General features: G+C 33.9%; 18 protein-coding genes and 2 tRNA genes. 11 read left to right on the top strand and 9 right to left on the bottom strand.

What is annotated here, in order from left to right; genetic code table 11:
• Positions 1 to 5: 5 nt before the first annotated feature.
• Positions 6 to 866: a glycoside hydrolase family 25 protein gene (locus tag CHB81_RS10475; RefSeq protein ID WP_089351851.1), complete on the top strand. Its 861-nt coding sequence runs from the start codon at positions 6 to 8 to the stop codon at positions 864 to 866.
• A 58-nt stretch (positions 867 to 924) separates the two neighbouring features.
• On the opposite strand, the gene CHB81_RS10470 is transcribed toward CHB81_RS10475, so the two are convergent.
• The 5 genes from CHB81_RS10470 to CHB81_RS10450 form a co-directional block, all read right to left on the bottom strand.
• On the bottom strand, positions 925 to 1,146 hold the full coding sequence (locus tag CHB81_RS10470) for a DUF5808 domain-containing protein (protein ID WP_089351850.1): 222 nt from the start codon (positions 1,144 to 1,146) through the stop codon (positions 925 to 927).
• An 87-nt stretch (positions 1,147 to 1,233) separates the two neighbouring features.
• A complete protein-coding gene (gene lptB, locus CHB81_RS10465; RefSeq protein WP_053470913.1) occupies positions 1,234 to 1,974 on the bottom strand; it encodes an LPS export ABC transporter ATP-binding protein in 741 nt (246 codons plus the stop codon).
• A 198-nt stretch (positions 1,975 to 2,172) separates the two neighbouring features.
• On the bottom strand, positions 2,173 to 2,526 hold the full coding sequence (locus CHB81_RS10460; protein ID WP_007803834.1) for a carboxymuconolactone decarboxylase family protein: 354 nt from the start codon (positions 2,524 to 2,526) through the stop codon (positions 2,173 to 2,175).
• On the bottom strand, positions 2,519 to 3,334 hold the full coding sequence (gene tatC, locus CHB81_RS10455; RefSeq protein ID WP_089351849.1) for a twin-arginine translocase subunit TatC: 816 nt from the start codon (positions 3,332 to 3,334) through the stop codon (positions 2,519 to 2,521). The genes CHB81_RS10460 and tatC overlap by 8 nt, the downstream gene beginning before the upstream one ends.
• The gene (locus CHB81_RS10450) at positions 3,334 to 4,299 is read right to left on the bottom strand and encodes an SIS domain-containing protein (protein ID WP_176427516.1); all 966 of its coding nucleotides are present in this window, start codon (positions 4,297 to 4,299) and stop codon (positions 3,334 to 3,336) included. The genes tatC and CHB81_RS10450 overlap by 1 nt, the downstream gene beginning before the upstream one ends.
• A gap of 87 nt (positions 4,300 to 4,386) precedes the next feature.
• Between CHB81_RS10450 and recQ the strand changes: the two genes are divergently transcribed.
• Entirely contained in the window at positions 4,387 to 6,582 is a 2,196-nt protein-coding gene (gene recQ, locus CHB81_RS10445; RefSeq protein WP_089351848.1) for a DNA helicase RecQ, read from the top strand.
• Between the two features lie 133 nt (positions 6,583 to 6,715).
• On the opposite strand, the gene CHB81_RS10440 is transcribed toward recQ, so the two are convergent.
• Positions 6,716 to 6,955, bottom strand: a complete 240-nt coding sequence (locus CHB81_RS10440; protein ID WP_089351847.1) for a hypothetical protein — start codon at positions 6,953 to 6,955, stop codon at positions 6,716 to 6,718.
• 300 nt (positions 6,956 to 7,255) lie between these two features.
• On the opposite strand from CHB81_RS10440, the gene CHB81_RS10435 reads away from it, so the two are divergent.
• Together CHB81_RS10435 and CHB81_RS10430 are read left to right on the top strand one after the other, a co-directional pair.
• Positions 7,256 to 8,815, top strand: a complete 1,560-nt coding sequence (locus tag CHB81_RS10435) for an NAD(P)/FAD-dependent oxidoreductase (RefSeq protein WP_089351846.1) — start codon at positions 7,256 to 7,258, stop codon at positions 8,813 to 8,815.
• 9 nt (positions 8,816 to 8,824) lie between these two features.
• A complete protein-coding gene (locus tag CHB81_RS10430) occupies positions 8,825 to 9,919 on the top strand; it encodes a hypothetical protein (protein ID WP_089351845.1) in 1,095 nt (364 codons plus the stop codon).
• A gap of 91 nt (positions 9,920 to 10,010) precedes the next feature.
• Here the strand turns inward: CHB81_RS10430 and CHB81_RS10425 are convergent, their stop codons facing one another.
• The 3 genes from CHB81_RS10425 to msrB form a co-directional block, all read right to left on the bottom strand.
• Positions 10,011 to 10,970, bottom strand: coding sequence for a quinone oxidoreductase (locus CHB81_RS10425; protein WP_089351844.1), 960 nt, complete (start codon positions 10,968 to 10,970; stop codon positions 10,011 to 10,013).
• 268 nt (positions 10,971 to 11,238) lie between these two features.
• Positions 11,239 to 11,847, bottom strand: a complete 609-nt coding sequence (gene msrA, locus CHB81_RS10420) for a peptide-methionine (S)-S-oxide reductase MsrA (protein WP_089351843.1) — start codon at positions 11,845 to 11,847, stop codon at positions 11,239 to 11,241.
• 8 nt (positions 11,848 to 11,855) lie between these two features.
• The gene (msrB, locus tag CHB81_RS10415; RefSeq protein WP_089351842.1) at positions 11,856 to 12,410 is read right to left on the bottom strand and encodes a peptide-methionine (R)-S-oxide reductase MsrB; all 555 of its coding nucleotides are present in this window, start codon (positions 12,408 to 12,410) and stop codon (positions 11,856 to 11,858) included.
• A gap of 296 nt (positions 12,411 to 12,706) precedes the next feature.
• Here msrB and idi point away from each other — a divergent pair, with 296 nt between their 5' ends.
• From idi to CHB81_RS10380, 7 genes are all read left to right on the top strand, one after another.
• Positions 12,707 to 13,234 carry an isopentenyl-diphosphate Delta-isomerase gene (gene idi, locus CHB81_RS10410; protein ID WP_089351841.1) on the top strand — a complete coding sequence of 176 codons (528 nt, stop codon included), beginning with the start codon at positions 12,707 to 12,709 and terminating at the stop codon, positions 13,232 to 13,234.
• Between the two features lie 22 nt (positions 13,235 to 13,256).
• Positions 13,257 to 13,667: a 6-carboxytetrahydropterin synthase gene (locus CHB81_RS10405; RefSeq protein WP_089351840.1), complete on the top strand. Its 411-nt coding sequence runs from the start codon at positions 13,257 to 13,259 to the stop codon at positions 13,665 to 13,667.
• A gap of 3 nt (positions 13,668 to 13,670) precedes the next feature.
• A complete protein-coding gene (locus tag CHB81_RS10400) occupies positions 13,671 to 14,129 on the top strand; it encodes a peroxiredoxin (RefSeq protein ID WP_089351839.1) in 459 nt (152 codons plus the stop codon).
• Positions 14,130 to 14,195: 66 nt separating this feature from the next.
• Positions 14,196 to 15,164, top strand: coding sequence for a type I phosphomannose isomerase catalytic subunit (locus CHB81_RS10395; RefSeq protein ID WP_089351838.1), 969 nt, complete (start codon positions 14,196 to 14,198; stop codon positions 15,162 to 15,164).
• A 57-nt stretch (positions 15,165 to 15,221) separates the two neighbouring features.
• Positions 15,222 to 15,488 carry a hypothetical protein gene (locus tag CHB81_RS10390; RefSeq protein WP_026982865.1) on the top strand — a complete coding sequence of 89 codons (267 nt, stop codon included), beginning with the start codon at positions 15,222 to 15,224 and terminating at the stop codon, positions 15,486 to 15,488.
• Between the two features lie 78 nt (positions 15,489 to 15,566).
• Positions 15,567 to 15,640 (top strand) — tRNA-Thr (locus CHB81_RS10385).
• A 103-nt stretch (positions 15,641 to 15,743) separates the two neighbouring features.
• A tRNA-Thr gene (locus CHB81_RS10380) sits at positions 15,744 to 15,817 on the top strand.
• The last annotated feature ends 4 nt before the right edge of the window (positions 15,818 to 15,821 follow it).

Below are 15,821 nucleotides of genomic sequence, written 5' to 3'. Positions count from 1 at the left end.
TTTGAATGGCAAGAAAAACAACTACACGACGAACTTCTTATTCCAGAAAGACGAAACCTCAAAGATCATTTTTGGCAAGTGGACTTCGTTTCATTATTTATTTTTTTTTAGTATTACTTTTTTTTAGCACAGTTTATCATTATCGTGATGGACTGGCATATTATCTTGGATTTAAATCAAATAAGGTTTTAGATGAAGATGAGGTAGATAAACATCTTTCCGATGTTAGAAATATTCAGGTTCTCGAAAACCATAAAGGAAAAGTAATAGGTATTGATGTATCTGAATTTCAAGGAAAAGTTCAATGGGATGAAGTTGAAGTTCTGGAAGAAAAATATCCTGTTAAATTTGTTTTTGTTCGTGCTACGGCAGGAAATGACAGAGTTGATGGACAGTTTGAGAGAAATTGGGAAGGTGCCAAAAAGCATAAAATTATGCGAGGTGCTTATCACTATTACCGCCCAAATGAAAACTCTATCGAGCAGGCAAATCTTTTTATTAAAACAGTAAAATTGCAAAAAGGCGATTTACCACCTGTTTTGGATATAGAAAAATTACCAAAGAATCAATCTTTGGATAGTTTAAAAAAAGGATTGAAACGTTGGCTTAATAAAGTAGAAACACATTATCAGGTTCGTCCTATAATTTATACGGGAGAGCGTTATTATGACGATTTCCTGAAAGAAGAATTTGGAGGATATCTATTTTGGATTGCCAACTATAATTTCTACAGGGAGAAAATAGAACCAGATTGGCTTTTTTGGCAATTTACGGAGAAAGCATCTTTGCCCGGAATCAAACATCGTGTTGATGTTAATATCTACAATGGCGATTTAGAGCAATTGCAGTTTATAACCGTAGACTAAAGTTTACAGTCACAATTTTCAGTACTATAAAGTAGTCGAAAATTGTGACTGTTTATTTTTATTTCAGTTGTGTCAAAGTATATATGAAGAAAAGGAAAGCAATCGTAATTAAAATTGCTTTTGTATTTGCAAAGTTTATCGTAAAACCGGCCCATTTTAATTTTTTGGGAACAAACATCCTTTTGTCTTCCTTGTTATAATAAAACATTCCTAAATGCCAATTATTAGGATCGTTATGCCAATTGTTGTAATCTTGCTGAGTTGGTTTTTGTGAATTCATTTGAGAAATTTATGAAAAATGTAATTTGTAAAAAAAAAGGTAAAAAGTAATTTACATTTCACTTTTTACCATTGCTATATAACTTTTTTAAAATTCAAGTTTCTTTTTACGTAATTCGAAGTTTTGTCCAAGATAAACACGTCGAACCATTTCGTCTTCAACTAATTCTTCAGGAACTCCGGCTTTCAAAATTCCACCTTCAAACATTAAGTATGTTTTATCGGTAATTGCCAAAGTTTCCTGAACGTTGTGATCGGTAATTAAGATTCCGATGTTTTTATTTTTTAACTGTGCGACAATTCTCTGGATATCCTCAACCGCAACAGGGTCAACTCCCGCAAAAGGTTCATCCAATAAAATAAATTTTGGATCAGTTGCCAGAGCACGTGCAATTTCAGTACGACGACGTTCTCCTCCCGAAAGTAAATCTCCACGATTCGTACGAATATGTTCTAAACTGAATTCTTCAATTAAGCTTTCCATTTTTGCAATCTGCTCTTCTTTTGAAAGTTTAGTCAATTGCAAAACACTTAGAATATTATCTTCAATACTTAACTTTCTAAAAACAGAAGCTTCTTGCGCCAAATAACCAATTCCTTGTTGAGCACGTTTGTACATTGGGTAATCGGTAATGTTCAAATCATCCAGATAAATATTTCCTGAATTTGGTTTTACCAACCCTACAATCATGTAAAACGAAGTTGTTTTCCCCGCACCATTCGGACCTAAAAGTCCCACGATTTCTCCTTGATTTACCTCAACAGAAATTCCTTTTACAACGCTACGACCTTTGTAGGTTTTGATTAAATTATCGGCTCTTAGCTTCATTATTTTAATTAGATAATTAGATAATTTGAAAATGAGATAATTGAAAAACTAACTCAATTCAATTTTAAAATTTATTAGAAGAGGCAAATTAAAAGTAAAATAATCAATCAGATAAATGAATTAACAAAATATTGCGCTTTCAAAATTAGATAATTACAGTTTTTAGGAAATTATCTAATTCTCTAATTGACACATTTTCTAATTTGCAGCTTCTTCTTCTAGAGCTTCCCAGAATTCGTAAGCTCTTCTTAAATGAGGGATTACAATTGTTCCTCCAACCAAAGTTGCGATTCCCATTGCTTCCATCATTTCTTCTTTAGTAACGCCTTCTTTATGACTTGTTTCTAAGTGATATTTTACGCAATCATCACAACGTAAAACCGCTGAAGCTACTAATCCTAAAAGTTCTTTTGTTTTTACATCAAGAGCTCCCGGAGCATAAGCATTGGTGTCAAGATTAAAAATTCGCTTAACAATTTTGTTATTGTCAGCTAATAATTTTTCGTTCATTTTAGAACGATAGTCGTTAAATTCTTGTATGATATCAGACATTTTCTTTCAATTTATTTCTATAAACAATCCTCGAAATCAGGATACTCACTTCGTAGATAAGCAACATTGGTATTGCTACAATAGTTTGACTTACTACGTCTGGAGGGGTTACAATTGCGGCAATAATTAAAATGATTACTACGGCATATTTCCAATATTTTCTTAAAAAATCAGGAGTTACTAATCCTAATTTAGTTAAGAAATAAATAGCGATTGGCAATTCAAAAAAGATTGCACTACCAAGAATACTTGTTTTTACCATTCCCATATAAGAGTCTAGCGTAAATTGGTTTTTTACCACATCACTCACAGAGAAAGTAGCAACAAAATTTACAGACATTGGGATTACTACAAAATATCCAAATAATACTCCTAAAAAGAAAAGTAGAGAAGAAGTGAATATAAATACCTTAGCATTTTTTCTTTCTTTTACATATAATGCAGGACTGATAAATTTCCAAATTTCCCATAAAATATAAGGGAAACTCAAGATGAAACCAGCCAGAAGACACATCCATACAAAGATGTTAACCTGGCCTTCCATTTCTGTATTTTGGATGATGAAATTCAATTCGGTAATACAGATGCTATCCGCAAAACCTAATTGATGTGATAAATCACAAAACCATACATAGGTAAAAAAAGTAGGTCTGGTTGGGCCTAAGATAATTTTATCAAATAAATAATCACTAACAAAATAAGTAGCAAATGCCATTATCATTGTTGCAATTGTACTTCTTACTAATAACCATCTTAATTCTTCAAGATGGTCTAAAAATGACATCTCGCCAAGGTTTTTCTTTGCCATTATACGATTCCTTCTTTTAAAATGTCATGTAAATGTAATACTCCTTTGTACTCGCCGTTGTCTGAAACAATCAATTGTGTTATAGAAAAATCTTCTAAAATATTCAAAGCATCAACCGCCATAGTTTCTGACGATACTGTTTTAGGATTTTTTGACATAATATCTTTAGCCGTTAAATCTGCAATTGTATCTCTGTCGTTAAGCATTCTACGAATATCTCCGTCAGTGATAATTCCAACGATTTTATTATTTTCGATTACGGCAGTTACACCTAATCTTTTTTCTGATATTTCAAAAATAGCTTTTTTGATTGAAGTACCCGGATCGACCATTGGTTTTAACGAATGTTCAATCATATCTTTAACACGAAGTAATAATTTTTTCCCTAAAGCACCTCCCGGATGATATACCGCAAAATCTTCAGGTTTAAAATCACGCATTTCCATCAAACAAACCGCAAGAGCATCGCCCATTACAAGTTGTGCAGTAGTACTGTTTGTTGGTGCCAGATTTATAGGACAAGCTTCCATGTCAACCGTTGTGTTCAAAACATAATCTGAACCTTTGGCTAAAAACGAAGTCATATTTCCTGTTATCGCGATCAAAGTGTTTCCGAAACGTTTTAATAAAGGAACTAAAACTTTTATTTCAGGGCTGTTTCCGCTTTTCGAAATGCAAATAATGATGTCTTCTTTTTGTATCATTCCTAAATCTCCATGAATGGCTTCTGAAGCATGTAGGAACATAGATGGCGTTCCGGTAGAGTTAAAAGTGGCAACCATTTTTTGAGCAATAATGGCGCTTTTTCCAATGCCGGTAACGATCAATCGACCTTTGGTTTCGTAAATGCGCTGTGTTGCTTCGTAGAAATTTTCGTCCAGAAAATCAATTAACTTTGTAATTGCTTCACTTTCAGATAGTATGGTTTTTTTGGCGATTGCCAATATATTTTCTTTTGTGATCAAAACAGAATATTTAAAATTTGTATGTATAAAAGAAAGTTGTATCTTTATGTGTTGCAAATTTATACAAAATATCCATTAATATAAAGAATGAATTCAAACGAAATTGAAATACACAAGGAATTAAAGAAGTATTTCGGCTTTAGCCAATTTAAGGGCTTGCAGGAGCAAGTCATTACGAGTATTTTAGATAAAAAGAATACTTTTGTAATTATGCCAACCGGCGGTGGAAAGTCTCTTTGTTATCAATTACCCGCTTTAATTCAGGACGGAACAGCAATAGTTGTTTCTCCTTTAATTGCTTTGATGAAAAATCAGGTTGATGCCATTCGAAGCCTCTCTTCAGAAAACGGAATTGCCCATGTGTTAAATTCGTCTCTTACCAAAACAGAAATTGCGCAGGTTAAAAAAGACATAACATCTGGTTTAACCAAACTTTTGTATGTCGCACCAGAATCTTTGACTAAAGAAGAATATGTTGCTTTTTTGCAAAGCGTGCCAATTTCATTTGTTGCGATAGATGAAGCGCATTGTATTTCAGAATGGGGGCATGATTTTAGGCCCGAATACAGAAATCTGAAAAACATTATTAAACAATTAGGACAAGTTCCTATTATTGGACTTACCGCAACTGCAACCCCAAAAGTTCAGGAAGATATTCTGAAAAACCTTGATATGTCTGATGCAAACACTTTTAAAGCATCATTCAACAGACCGAACTTGTACTATGAAGTTCGCACAAAAACGAAAAATATAGAGTCGGATATTATTCGATTTATCAAACAACATAAAGGCAAATCCGGAATTATTTATTGCTTAAGCCGTAAAAAAGTAGAGTCGATTGCCGAAGTTTTACAAGTTAACGGAATCAGTGCCGTTCCTTATCATGCAGGTTTAGATGCTAAAACCCGCGCCAAACATCAGGATATGTTCTTGATGGAAGACGTAGATGTGGTTGTGGCAACAATCGCCTTCGGAATGGGAATTGATAAGCCAGACGTTCGTTTTGTAATTCATCACGATATTCCAAAATCACTTGAAAGCTATTATCAGGAAACCGGACGTGCCGGACGTGATGGAGGCGAAGGACATTGCCTGGCGTATTACTCTTATAAAGATGTAGAAAAGCTGGAGAAATTTATGTCCGGAAAACCAGTTGCTGAGCAAGAAATTGGTTTTGCTTTATTGCAGGAAGTTGTGGCTTACGCCGAAACCTCAATGTCACGTAGAAAATTCTTGTTGCATTATTTTGGTGAAGAATTTGACAGCGAAACAGGCGAAGGTGCAGATATGGATGACAACGTTCGTAATCCTAAAACAAGAATCGAAGCCCAGGAGCAAGTCGTTAAATTATTGGAAATTGTTCGCGATACCAAACATATTTATAAATCAAAAGAAATTGTGTTCACATTAATAGGTCGCATAAATGCGGTAATTAAAGCACACAAAACAGATACACAATCATTTTTTGGATCAGGTTCAGATCATGACGAAAAATATTGGATGGCATTACTTCGACAAGTTTTAGTTGCAGGTTATTTGTCTAAAGATATTGAAACTTATGGTGTGGTTAAAATCACTAAAGAAGGTTTAAACTACATTAAAAAACCAGTTTCGTTTATGATGTCCGAAGATCATGAATACAATGAATCTGAAGACGAAGCAATCGTAACAGCAGCAAAATCGTCAGGAACAGCCGATGAAGTTTTAATGGGAATGTTGCGCGAGTTGCGTAAAAAAGTGGCGAAGAAACTAGGAGTTCCTCCGTTTGTAGTTTTTCAGGATCCTTCTCTTGAAGATATGGCTTTAAAATATCCAATGACTTTAACTGAATTATACAATATTCATGGTGTTGGAGAGGGTAAGGCAAAAAAATACGGAGGAGAATTTGTTGCTCTAATCAGTCGTTATGTAGAAGATAATGATATTATCCGCCCAGATGATTTAGTGGTGAAATCTACAGGAGTAAACTCAGCTAATAAATTATACATCATTCAGAATATAGATCGAAAATTATCCTTGAATGATATTGCTTCTGCAAAAGGTTTGTCTATGGATGCTTTGATCAAGGAAATGGAGCAAATCGTTTATTCAGGTACAAAACTAAACATCAAATATTGGGTTGATGATATGCTTGATGATGATCAGCAAGAAGAAATTCACGACTATTTCATGGAATCAGAATCAGACAAAATCGAAGATGCTCTTAAAGAATTCGATGGTGATTATGATATTGATGAATTGCGTTTAATGCGAATTAAATTTATTAGTGAAGTAGCGAACTAAAGTTAAATTCCAATTTTGGAATACTAAATATTTAAATTCCAAATTCCAAGTGCTAGCGATAGTTTGGAATTTGGATTTTTTTATTTGAAATTTTCCATAGTAATTGGAGTTTGGAATTTAAAAATTTGGAATTTTACTCCGTATATACTTCCCCACGATGCGGTTTCAAAGCATCTCTTACCTGAATCATATTTTCGTCAGTGACAACCATAAAAGCGATTGCCTGCATTTCGTTTATGATTTTAAACCCAGTAATATTTAGCGGAAGTTTTTCTATCACAATATATTCTTTCAAATGAATTTCGTGATGCTCAGCAGTTTTTGCCGATGCCGGACCACGGAAATCCCATATTAGTTTTATTTTTCTAGACATTTTTTTAAAGGTGCAAAGGTTTAGAGAGGCAAAGGTACAAAGTCTATTTTAGGAAGAGGAGAAAAGTTATTATATAATTAACCGCAAAGTGTGCTGAGATTTAATTTTACTTTGCTCATAGAAAACACAAAGTTCGCAAAGCTTTCTGTTGATATAGCTTTGCGAACTTTGTGTTTTTATAAAACCATACCATTAAAAATCTTAGCGCACTTTGCGGTTAATTATATAAAGTCATTTCAAAATGTTATTTTTGCATGTTCTTTTCATAAATAGAAAAGCTAATTGAATAAATAAAACAAAATGCCAAGAGAACTTTTACTTCAGGTAACTCCGGAAATAGCTGCAAACGAATTGTTGCTAAAAGACTATTTGTCTAAACAAATAAAGGTTTCTTCTAAGGGAATTCAACACGTTTCTATTTTAAAAAGATCTATTGATGCACGTCAAAAAGCGATCAAAATCAATTTGAAAGTTATTATTTATTTGCAGGGAGAACCTTTTCAGGAAACAAAAATTGAGCTACCTATATATAAGGATGTATCATCGGCACAAGAAGTGATTGTTGTTGGGGCAGGTCCGGCGGGACTTTTTGCTGCTCTGCAATTAATTGAATTAGGCTTAAAGCCAATTGTAATCGAGCGTGGAAAAGATGTTCGCGGACGGCGACGTGACTTAAAAGCAATCAATGTAGATCATTTGGTGAACGAAGATTCTAATTATTGTTTTGGCGAAGGAGGAGCAGGAACTTATTCTGATGGAAAATTATATACACGATCTAAAAAGCGTGGAGATGTAACCAGAATCTTAGAACTTCTAGTAGCTTTTGGAGCTTCTGAAGATATTTTGGTAGAAGCACATCCGCATATCGGAACGAATAAATTACCAAAAATCATTGAAGATATCCGAAATAAAATCATCGAGTTTGGTGGTCAGGTTTTGTTTGATACAAGGGTAACTGATATTCTGGTAAAAAATAATGAAGTTGAAGGAATCGTAACACAAAACGGAGATAAGATTCTTGCTAATAAATTAATCTTAGCAACCGGACATTCGGCACGTGATATTTTTGAATTATTAGATAAAAAGAAAATTTTTATTGAAGCAAAACCTTTTGCTTTGGGTGTTCGTGCAGAACATTCACAAGAATTAATAGATAGTATTCAATATAGTTGCGATTATCGCGGAGAGCATTTGCCTCCGGCTCCGTATTCTATCGTAAAACAAGTTAATGGCCGTGGAATGTATTCATTCTGTATGTGTCCGGGAGGTGTAATTGCGCCTTGTGCTACAAGCCCGGGTGAAGTGGTTACAAACGGTTGGTCGCCATCTAAACGTGATCAGGCTACAGCAAATTCGGGAATTGTAATCGAATTAAAATTGGAAGATTTTAAGCCCTTTGCAAAATTTGGTGCTTTGGCGGGAATGGAGTTCCAGAAAAGTATTGAACAAAAAGCTTGGCATTTGGCTGGAGAAACGCAGAAAGTTCCGGCGCAACGAATGATTGATTTTACACAAAATAAAGTTTCAGCAGATATTCCGAAAACTTCTTATGTTCCCGGAACAACTTCGGTAGAGATGGGGCAGGTTTTTCCTGGTTTTTTATCACAGATTTTACGCGAAGGATTTAAAGAATTCGGAAGATCGATGCGAGGTTATTTGACTAACGAAGCAATTTTGCATGCTCCGGAAAGCAGAACTTCGTCACCGGTTCGAATTCCTAGAGATCCTCTAACTTATGAGCATTTGCAAATAAAAGGTTTATATCCGTGTGGAGAAGGTGCAGGTTATGCCGGCGGAATTATATCTGCTGCAATTGACGGCGAAAAATGTGCATTAATGATTGCTGAAACTCTAAAATAATATGTTTTTATGAAAAACTTCTTTTCTAATTTCTTTGGTAGAAATAACGACCCAAAATCAATTGTTTCTTTTGATGTTATTGATTCTATTTACGCTTCTTTATATAATGAAGAAAATAGATTTGAGTTTAAAATGAAAGGGATTCATGATACAGTTTCGGTGAATTTATATTCGTTTCCAAATTCATTTAATAATGAAGATGCGCAAAACGAAATTAAGAAAGCAGGTTTTGAAAATGCTTATGAAGTTTTAAACGAATTGTATAAAAAGCTTAATATTGGGGCTATTTCTGAAGAGGATATTCAGGCAGAATTAGAATACGATTATATCCATATTCAGTTTTATACTGAGCCGCCAACTCCGGAAATGAAAAAGCATTTAAAACATGTTTTGCATAATTTCGCTATTTTCTTTTGTTGTACAAACAGTTTAGAAACCAACGATTTTAGAATTTTGTATAATAACAGTTATTTTCTGGATTATACCAGAGGAATACTTGATACAGAATATATTGACATTAATGATCCAAAAAATGATGTTCAGAAAATAGGTTTTAAAGAATTTGAAAGAGTTTTACAAGGTATTTGTCAACACTTAAATATTGCAATTCCGGAAAATGTTAATCTCCCTTCTGATGAGAATTTGTTGCCTGAAGAAGTTGAATTGACACAGGAAATTTTTGAAGAATTTATAAAACTGGTTTCAAGAGGAAATGTCGATGAAAAGTTACTTCAGAAGCAGTCTAAAAAGCTTTTGAAGAATTTTAAAAAGGAATCAAAAGAATATCACGAGATCGTTGCAAATCATTGGAGTTTCTTCGAAAGTATAGATTGCTGGAACAGCGATTGGAAATTTGATCCCGAAGATGCAGAATATTTTATCTCAGAAATGATAGGTGAAGATTTGAATTTCGAATATCCGGAAGAAACTTATAGCCACGATTTGTTTCCGTATATTCAATCGGCTTTAGAGAAACGTAATCTTGAGTTGATGACTTACGATACACATGGAGATAATTATTTGTTTTTTGTGGCAAATAAAAATGATGTAGACAGAATTTTAGAATTGTCTGAGTTGACAAAGATTGAGATTAATCAGTTGTAGATTTTATAGATTTTTGAATAAAAAATAATCGCCACGAATTCACGAATTAAGTTTTTAAAATAATTCGTGAATTCGTGGCGAAAAACTTTATTTAAGGAATTAAAATTATTTTCCCTGTACTTTTTCGGCTTTCCAGATAATCGTGCGCTAGTTTTCCTTCGGATAATTTGAAAGATGTTGGTGTCGAAAGCGTAATTTTTCCTTCGATAATCCAATTGAACAATTGATTGGTTCTTTTGATTCTTTCATCTTTAGAGTTTAAATAACTCCATAAATCTCCTCCGGTTAATGTTTTTGAAGTATCCATTAGCATTCTTGGATCTACAGGTTCGGGATCGCCGCCTGCCATTCCGAAGAAAACAACTTGCCCACATTCTTTGGTGACTTCAAAACTTCCCTTCAATGTACTTCCAATGCTGTCGTAAACTACATCGACACCATTTGGGACAGTTTTAAAAACATCCGATTTCCAATCTTCATTGTATAGAAAAACATGATCTGCGCCTTGTTCGATAGCAACCTTGGCTTTATCAGGTGATGAGGTTAAACCAATAACATTAGCACCTAAAAGTTTAGTGATTTGAGTTAAGGTTTGTCCAACTCCGCCAGCAACGGCATGAATTAAAACGGTTTCGCCTTTTTGAGTTTTGTGACTGTCGGTTGCTAAATAATGTGCTGTTAAACCTTGTAGTAAAATAGCAGCAGCGGTTTCAAAAGAAATGGCTTCCGGTAAAGGGAGAACATGATTTACATTGACTGCAACCAATTCTGCATTTGCAAAAGGAACATCGGCAAAAGCCACACGATCTCCAACTTTGTATTCAGAATGATTATTTGCATCAACAACAATTCCGGCGCCTTCGTAACCTGCAATAAAAGGCGGATTTCCTTTTAAGTGATAATTTCCTTTTCGTCTGTAAACATCAGCAAAATTTAATCCGATGGCTTTCATTTCGACTAAAATTTCATCGTTTTTTAATTCCGGTTTTGGAATTTCTATATATTCTAAAACATCAGAATTCCCGAAAGTAGAGAAGGTAAGTGCTTTCATTTTTAATGTATTTAAGAATGCAAAGTACGGTAAAAATCAGTTCTGTTTTTGTGGCAATTGATTAAAATGAATATTAGGATCTTGTAAAATTTTGTCTGTTTTTGTGATAATCATTTTTCAAAATTAGTATGCCACGAATTTTTACGAATTAAATTTTAGAATTATAACTATAAAATTAGCGTGAATTAGTGAAATTCGTGGCAAAAAAAGCATAAAAAAACCGTCCATAAAATGGACGGCAATTAGTGTTAACCTTTATAAAGTGTTTTTATTTCTTTTTGAGTTTGTCTTTGAAAACCTTTTCGAATTTTTCAATTTTAGGCTGAATTACCATTTTGCAATACGGTTGGTTTTTATTGTTGGCGTAATAATTCTGATGATAATCTTCTGCTTTATAGAAAGCTTTAAAAGGTTCTACTTTTGTTACAATCGGACTATCATAAACTTTTGCTTTGTTAAGTTCTGCGATAATACTTTGAGCAGCCTTTTTTTGTTCTTCGTTTTTGTAGAAAATCACAGAGCGATATTGAGTTCCAACATCTGCACCTTGTCTGTTCAAGGTTGTTGGATCGTGAACGGTAAAGAAAACCTTGAAAATTTCATTAATGTCAGTTACGTTTTTATCATAGGTAATTTGAACTACTTCGGCATGACCGGTTGTTCCCGTGCAAACTTCCTCATAAGATGGATTGGCAACTTTTCCTCCTGAAAATCCGGAAACAACAGATTTAACTCCGTCCAGATTTTCATAAACCGCTTCTACACACCAATAACATCCACCGCCAAGTGTAATAGTTTCGAGGTTTGACGCTTTTTTATTTTGTGCAAATCCGTTTAAGGATAAGGCAAAAAGGTAAATTAAAATGGTATTTTTCATGTCTTTAATTATTTATTATCAGGAATAAAATCAAGTGCTATGGAATTCATGCAATAGCGTTTTCCTGTTGGAGGAGGTCCGTCATCAAATAAATGCCCTAAATGTCCTCCACAACGACCGCAAAGAGCTTCGATTCTTTCCATTCCAAGAGAGTTATCATTTTTGTAAACCACACTGGTTTTGTTGTCTTGTTCAAAAAAACTTGGCCATCCACAGCTGCTTGCGAATTTAGCACCAGATCTAAAAAGTTTATTACCGCAAGAAGCGCAGTAGTAAGTTCCTTTTTCGTCAGACTTCCAGTATTTTCCGGTAAAAGGTCTTTCAGTATCAGCTTCGCGCATTACGGCGTAAACATCATCAGGAAGTACTTTTTTCCATTCGGCATTACTCACATTTAGCTTTGTTGTGTCGGTATTTGAATAATAAGGATTTCCGGGTTTAGAGATTTTGTTTTCCATGACCACTGTTTTTGTGGTTTGTTTTTTTGCGCTCTGTCCACATGCCTGTAGAATAAAGAGCGGAATTAAAAAGCAAAGGCTAAAGATTTGAGTTTTTGTTTTCATTGTTTTTGTGTGCTTTAATTCGTTATTTCAAAGATACAACGAGATTTTACCTTGAAATGTCGTGTACTTTACAATTCAGATTTATTTAAGTATGTTTTAACTTTTTATTATTTACGAAAAATAAGAAGTTACAGTTTTTAAGTCTTATTTTTAAAGGTTTTTATGAAGAACTTTGATTGTAAAAATCTGTAAATCAGTTTTGTATAAAATGCAATGCTCGTTAAACTTTTCACAATCTTTTCTAAGATTTTCAAGCCATTTCTTTTTTCGTATTTTTGTTTGTACAAAACGCCCTAATGATAGAAGAAAACGTAATATTAGTTAATCAAAATGATGAGCAAATTGGCCTAATGCCAAAATTAGAAGCACACGAAAAAGCACTTTTACATCGCGCTTTTTCAGTTTTTATTCTAAACAGCAAGAACGAAATTATGCTACAGCAGCGTGCTCATCAAAAATACCACTCACCTTTACTCTGGACAAATACTTGCTGTAGTCATCAGCGTGAAGGAGAAACAAATATTGAAGCAGGAAGCCGACGATTGTTTGAAGAAATGGGTTTTAAAACCGAATTGAAAGAACTCTTTCATTTTATTTATAAAGCTCCTTTTGATAATGGTCTTACAGAGCACGAACTGGATCACGTTATGATTGGATATTATAATGACAATGCAAACATAAATCTTGATGAAGTTGAAGCCTGGAAATGGATGAAGATTGAAGATGTAAAGAATGATATTGAAAAGCAGCCCGAAATTTATACCGTTTGGTTCAAAATAATTTTTGATGAATTTTATCATTATTTAGAAGACCACAAAATATAAACCATATTAACCAAAAACCTAAATGAAAGTAACCATATCAAGAAAAGCACATTTTAATGCTGCACATCGATTGCACAGGAAAGATTGGACATTTGAGAAAAACAATGCCGTTTTTGGAAAATGTAATAATCCTAATTTTCATGGTCATAATTATGGTTTAACAGTAAGTGTTACAGGAAAAATTGACACGGAGACTGGTTTTGTTTTAGATGTGAAAGTATTGGCGGATATTATACGCGAAGAAGTAGAAGTACCGTTTGATCACAAAAATCTGAATCTGGATGTTCCGGAATTTCAAGATTTGAATCCAACCGCAGAGAACATTGTGGTTGTGATATGGAATAAAATTAGAAAAAGAATTCAAGCCGATTTTGATTTAGAAATCGTTTTGAATGAAACGGATCGCAATTTTGTAACTTATAAAGGAGAATAATAAATGTCATTAAAAATAGGAGATATAGTTCCGAATTTTACTGCAAAAGATAGTCATGGAGAAGTTTTTGAAAGCAAAAGCGTTTTGGGGCGGAAACCTCTTGTGATTTATTTTTATCCAAAAGACAACACGCCGGGTTGTATTACTGAAGCCTGTAGTTTTAGGGATCAATACGAAGATTTTAAAGACTTAGGTGCTGAGGTTATTGGTATAAGTAGTGATAATGTGAAGTCACATCAAAAATTTGCCAAAAAACATCATTTGCCTTTTATATTATTATCTGATCAGGATAAAAGATTACGACACCTTTTTGGGGTCCGTAACACTTTATTTGGTCTTGTACCGGGTAGGGTAACATATGTTATTGATCGAAATGGTGTTGTTATTTTGATTTTTGATAGTATGAACGCTGCCAAACACATTCCGAAAGCACTTGAGACGATTAAAGAATTAGTATTGTAAAACTAAAAAATAGTATTATATCGGTATTTGAATAATAAAGATATTAGCCGAAAAATAAATAAATTCATGAAGCCAAAATTATACCCATTACAATTTCACCCCATTTTGAAAGAAAGAATCTGGGGAGGAGAAAAACTAAAAACAGTTCTTAATAAACCTATTGTATCTAAGATTACCGGTGAAAGTTGGGAATTGTCTACAGTAGAAGGCGATGTGAGTACGGTTGCAAATGGAGTTCTGGATGGAAAATCATTAATGGAGCTTATTGATGAAACACCAAACGAAATTCTGGGAACGGAAGTTTATAAACGTTTTGGAAAACAGTTTCCGTTACTTTTTAAATATTTAGATGCCCGCGAAGATCTTTCGATACAAGTACATCCAAATGATAAATTGGCAAAAGAACGTCATAATTCTTTTGGTAAAACCGAAATGTGGTACGTGTTGCAAGCCGATACTGATGCCCGAATTATTGTTGGTTTTAAAGAAGATTCCAGTAAAGAAGAATATTTAGAGCATTTGCACAATAATACGCTCGTTTCAATTTTAGATGATGTAAAGGCAAAAGTTGGGGATGTTTTCTTTTTAGAAACCGGAACTGTTCATGCTATTGGTGCCGGACTTGTAGTGGCCGAAATTCAACAAACCTCTGATATTACCTATCGTTTGTATGATTTTGATCGGGTAGACGCACAAGGAAATAAAAGAGAACTTCATGTAGATTTAGCCCTCGACGCTATAAACTATAATAAGGTAGATACTCAAAAGAAATACGAGACTAAAGACAATACGTCGAATGTTGTGGTTGATTGTCCTTATTTTACTACCACTTTTATTCCTTTAAAAGAAAAGATAAACGTTACTAAATCAGGAGCGACTTTTACAGTATATATGTGTATCGAAGGAAGTTTTGAAATTGAATATGACGGTTTTAAACAAGGATATAAAAAAGGAGATACTGTTCTGGTTCCGGCTGAGATAAATGCATTTATTTTAGATGGAAATGCTTCAATTTTAGAAATTTACATTTCATAGGGCTAAATATAAAGATTATATGTACTTTTGCAGACGCAAATTAAAATTAAAATAAAAATGGCAAACGTTAAAAATTTAAAGAAAGACATCAACTTCGTATTAGGAGATATTATTGAGGCAATTTACTTATTTGAAATGTCTACTACAGGAAATCCAACTCCAGAAACGAATGCTTTGATCGATCAGGCTATTGCTGCATTTGATACTTTGATCACAAAAGTGAATGCTAAGAACGTTGAAAACAAAAAAGCACACTTCAAACAAATCAATGTTGAATTGGAAGAAACTGCTAATCAATTGATTGCTAAAATCAACGAATTGTAAGCAAAAAAAAGTATAAAAAAGTGCAAATTTATTTTGGTAAAACGAAAAACCGCTTTATATTTGCACCCGTAATGAGTCGCCAGCGTAGCTCAGTTGGCTAGAGCAGCTGATTTGTAATCAGCAGGTCGTGGGTTCGAGTCCCTCCGCCGGCTCAACAAAACCATCACTTTTAGTGGTGGTTTTTTATTAAAATAAGCAGTAAATTTATTTTGGAAATTACAAAAATCCATTTTATATTTGCACCCGTAATGAGTCGCCAGCGTAGCTCAGTTGGCTAGAGCAGCTGATTTGTAATCAGCAGGTCGTGGGTTCGAGTCCCTCCGCCGGCTCAAC

Source organism: Flavobacterium sp. ov086 (assembly GCF_900187965.1).
Lineage (GTDB): Bacteria > Bacteroidota > Bacteroidia > Flavobacteriales > Flavobacteriaceae > Flavobacterium.
Note: the sequence above shows the minus strand (reverse complement) of the source record. Positions and strands in the feature narration are given on the sequence as shown.

Excerpts from the sequence above, each read along its gene's own strand:
- CHB81_RS10475 (WP_089351851.1), top strand. The coding sequence starts at position 6 with ATGGCAAGAAAAACAACTACACGACGAACTTCTTATTCCAGAAAGACG.
- CHB81_RS10470 (WP_089351850.1), bottom strand. The coding sequence starts at position 1,146 with ATGAATTCACAAAAACCAACTCAGCAAGATTACAACAATTGGCATAAC.
- lptB (WP_053470913.1), bottom strand. The coding sequence starts at position 1,974 with ATGAAGCTAAGAGCCGATAATTTAATCAAAACCTACAAAGGTCGTAGC.
- CHB81_RS10460 (WP_007803834.1), bottom strand. The coding sequence starts at position 2,526 with ATGTCTGATATCATACAAGAATTTAACGACTATCGTTCTAAAATGAAC.
- tatC (WP_089351849.1), bottom strand. The coding sequence starts at position 3,334 with ATGGCAAAGAAAAACCTTGGCGAGATGTCATTTTTAGACCATCTTGAA.
- recQ (WP_089351848.1), top strand. The coding sequence starts at position 4,387 with ATGAATTCAAACGAAATTGAAATACACAAGGAATTAAAGAAGTATTTC.
- CHB81_RS10440 (WP_089351847.1), bottom strand. The coding sequence starts at position 6,955 with ATGTCTAGAAAAATAAAACTAATATGGGATTTCCGTGGTCCGGCATCG.
- CHB81_RS10435 (WP_089351846.1), top strand. The coding sequence starts at position 7,256 with ATGCCAAGAGAACTTTTACTTCAGGTAACTCCGGAAATAGCTGCAAAC.
- CHB81_RS10430 (WP_089351845.1), top strand. The coding sequence starts at position 8,825 with ATGAAAAACTTCTTTTCTAATTTCTTTGGTAGAAATAACGACCCAAAA.
- CHB81_RS10425 (WP_089351844.1), bottom strand. The coding sequence starts at position 10,970 with ATGAAAGCACTTACCTTCTCTACTTTCGGGAATTCTGATGTTTTAGAA.
- msrA (WP_089351843.1), bottom strand. The coding sequence starts at position 11,847 with ATGAAAAATACCATTTTAATTTACCTTTTTGCCTTATCCTTAAACGGA.
- msrB (WP_089351842.1), bottom strand. The coding sequence starts at position 12,410 with ATGAAAACAAAAACTCAAATCTTTAGCCTTTGCTTTTTAATTCCGCTC.
- idi (WP_089351841.1), top strand. The coding sequence starts at position 12,707 with ATGATAGAAGAAAACGTAATATTAGTTAATCAAAATGATGAGCAAATT.
- CHB81_RS10405 (WP_089351840.1), top strand. The coding sequence starts at position 13,257 with ATGAAAGTAACCATATCAAGAAAAGCACATTTTAATGCTGCACATCGA.
- CHB81_RS10400 (WP_089351839.1), top strand. The coding sequence starts at position 13,671 with ATGTCATTAAAAATAGGAGATATAGTTCCGAATTTTACTGCAAAAGAT.
- CHB81_RS10395 (WP_089351838.1), top strand. The coding sequence starts at position 14,196 with ATGAAGCCAAAATTATACCCATTACAATTTCACCCCATTTTGAAAGAA.
- CHB81_RS10390 (WP_026982865.1), top strand. The coding sequence starts at position 15,222 with ATGGCAAACGTTAAAAATTTAAAGAAAGACATCAACTTCGTATTAGGA.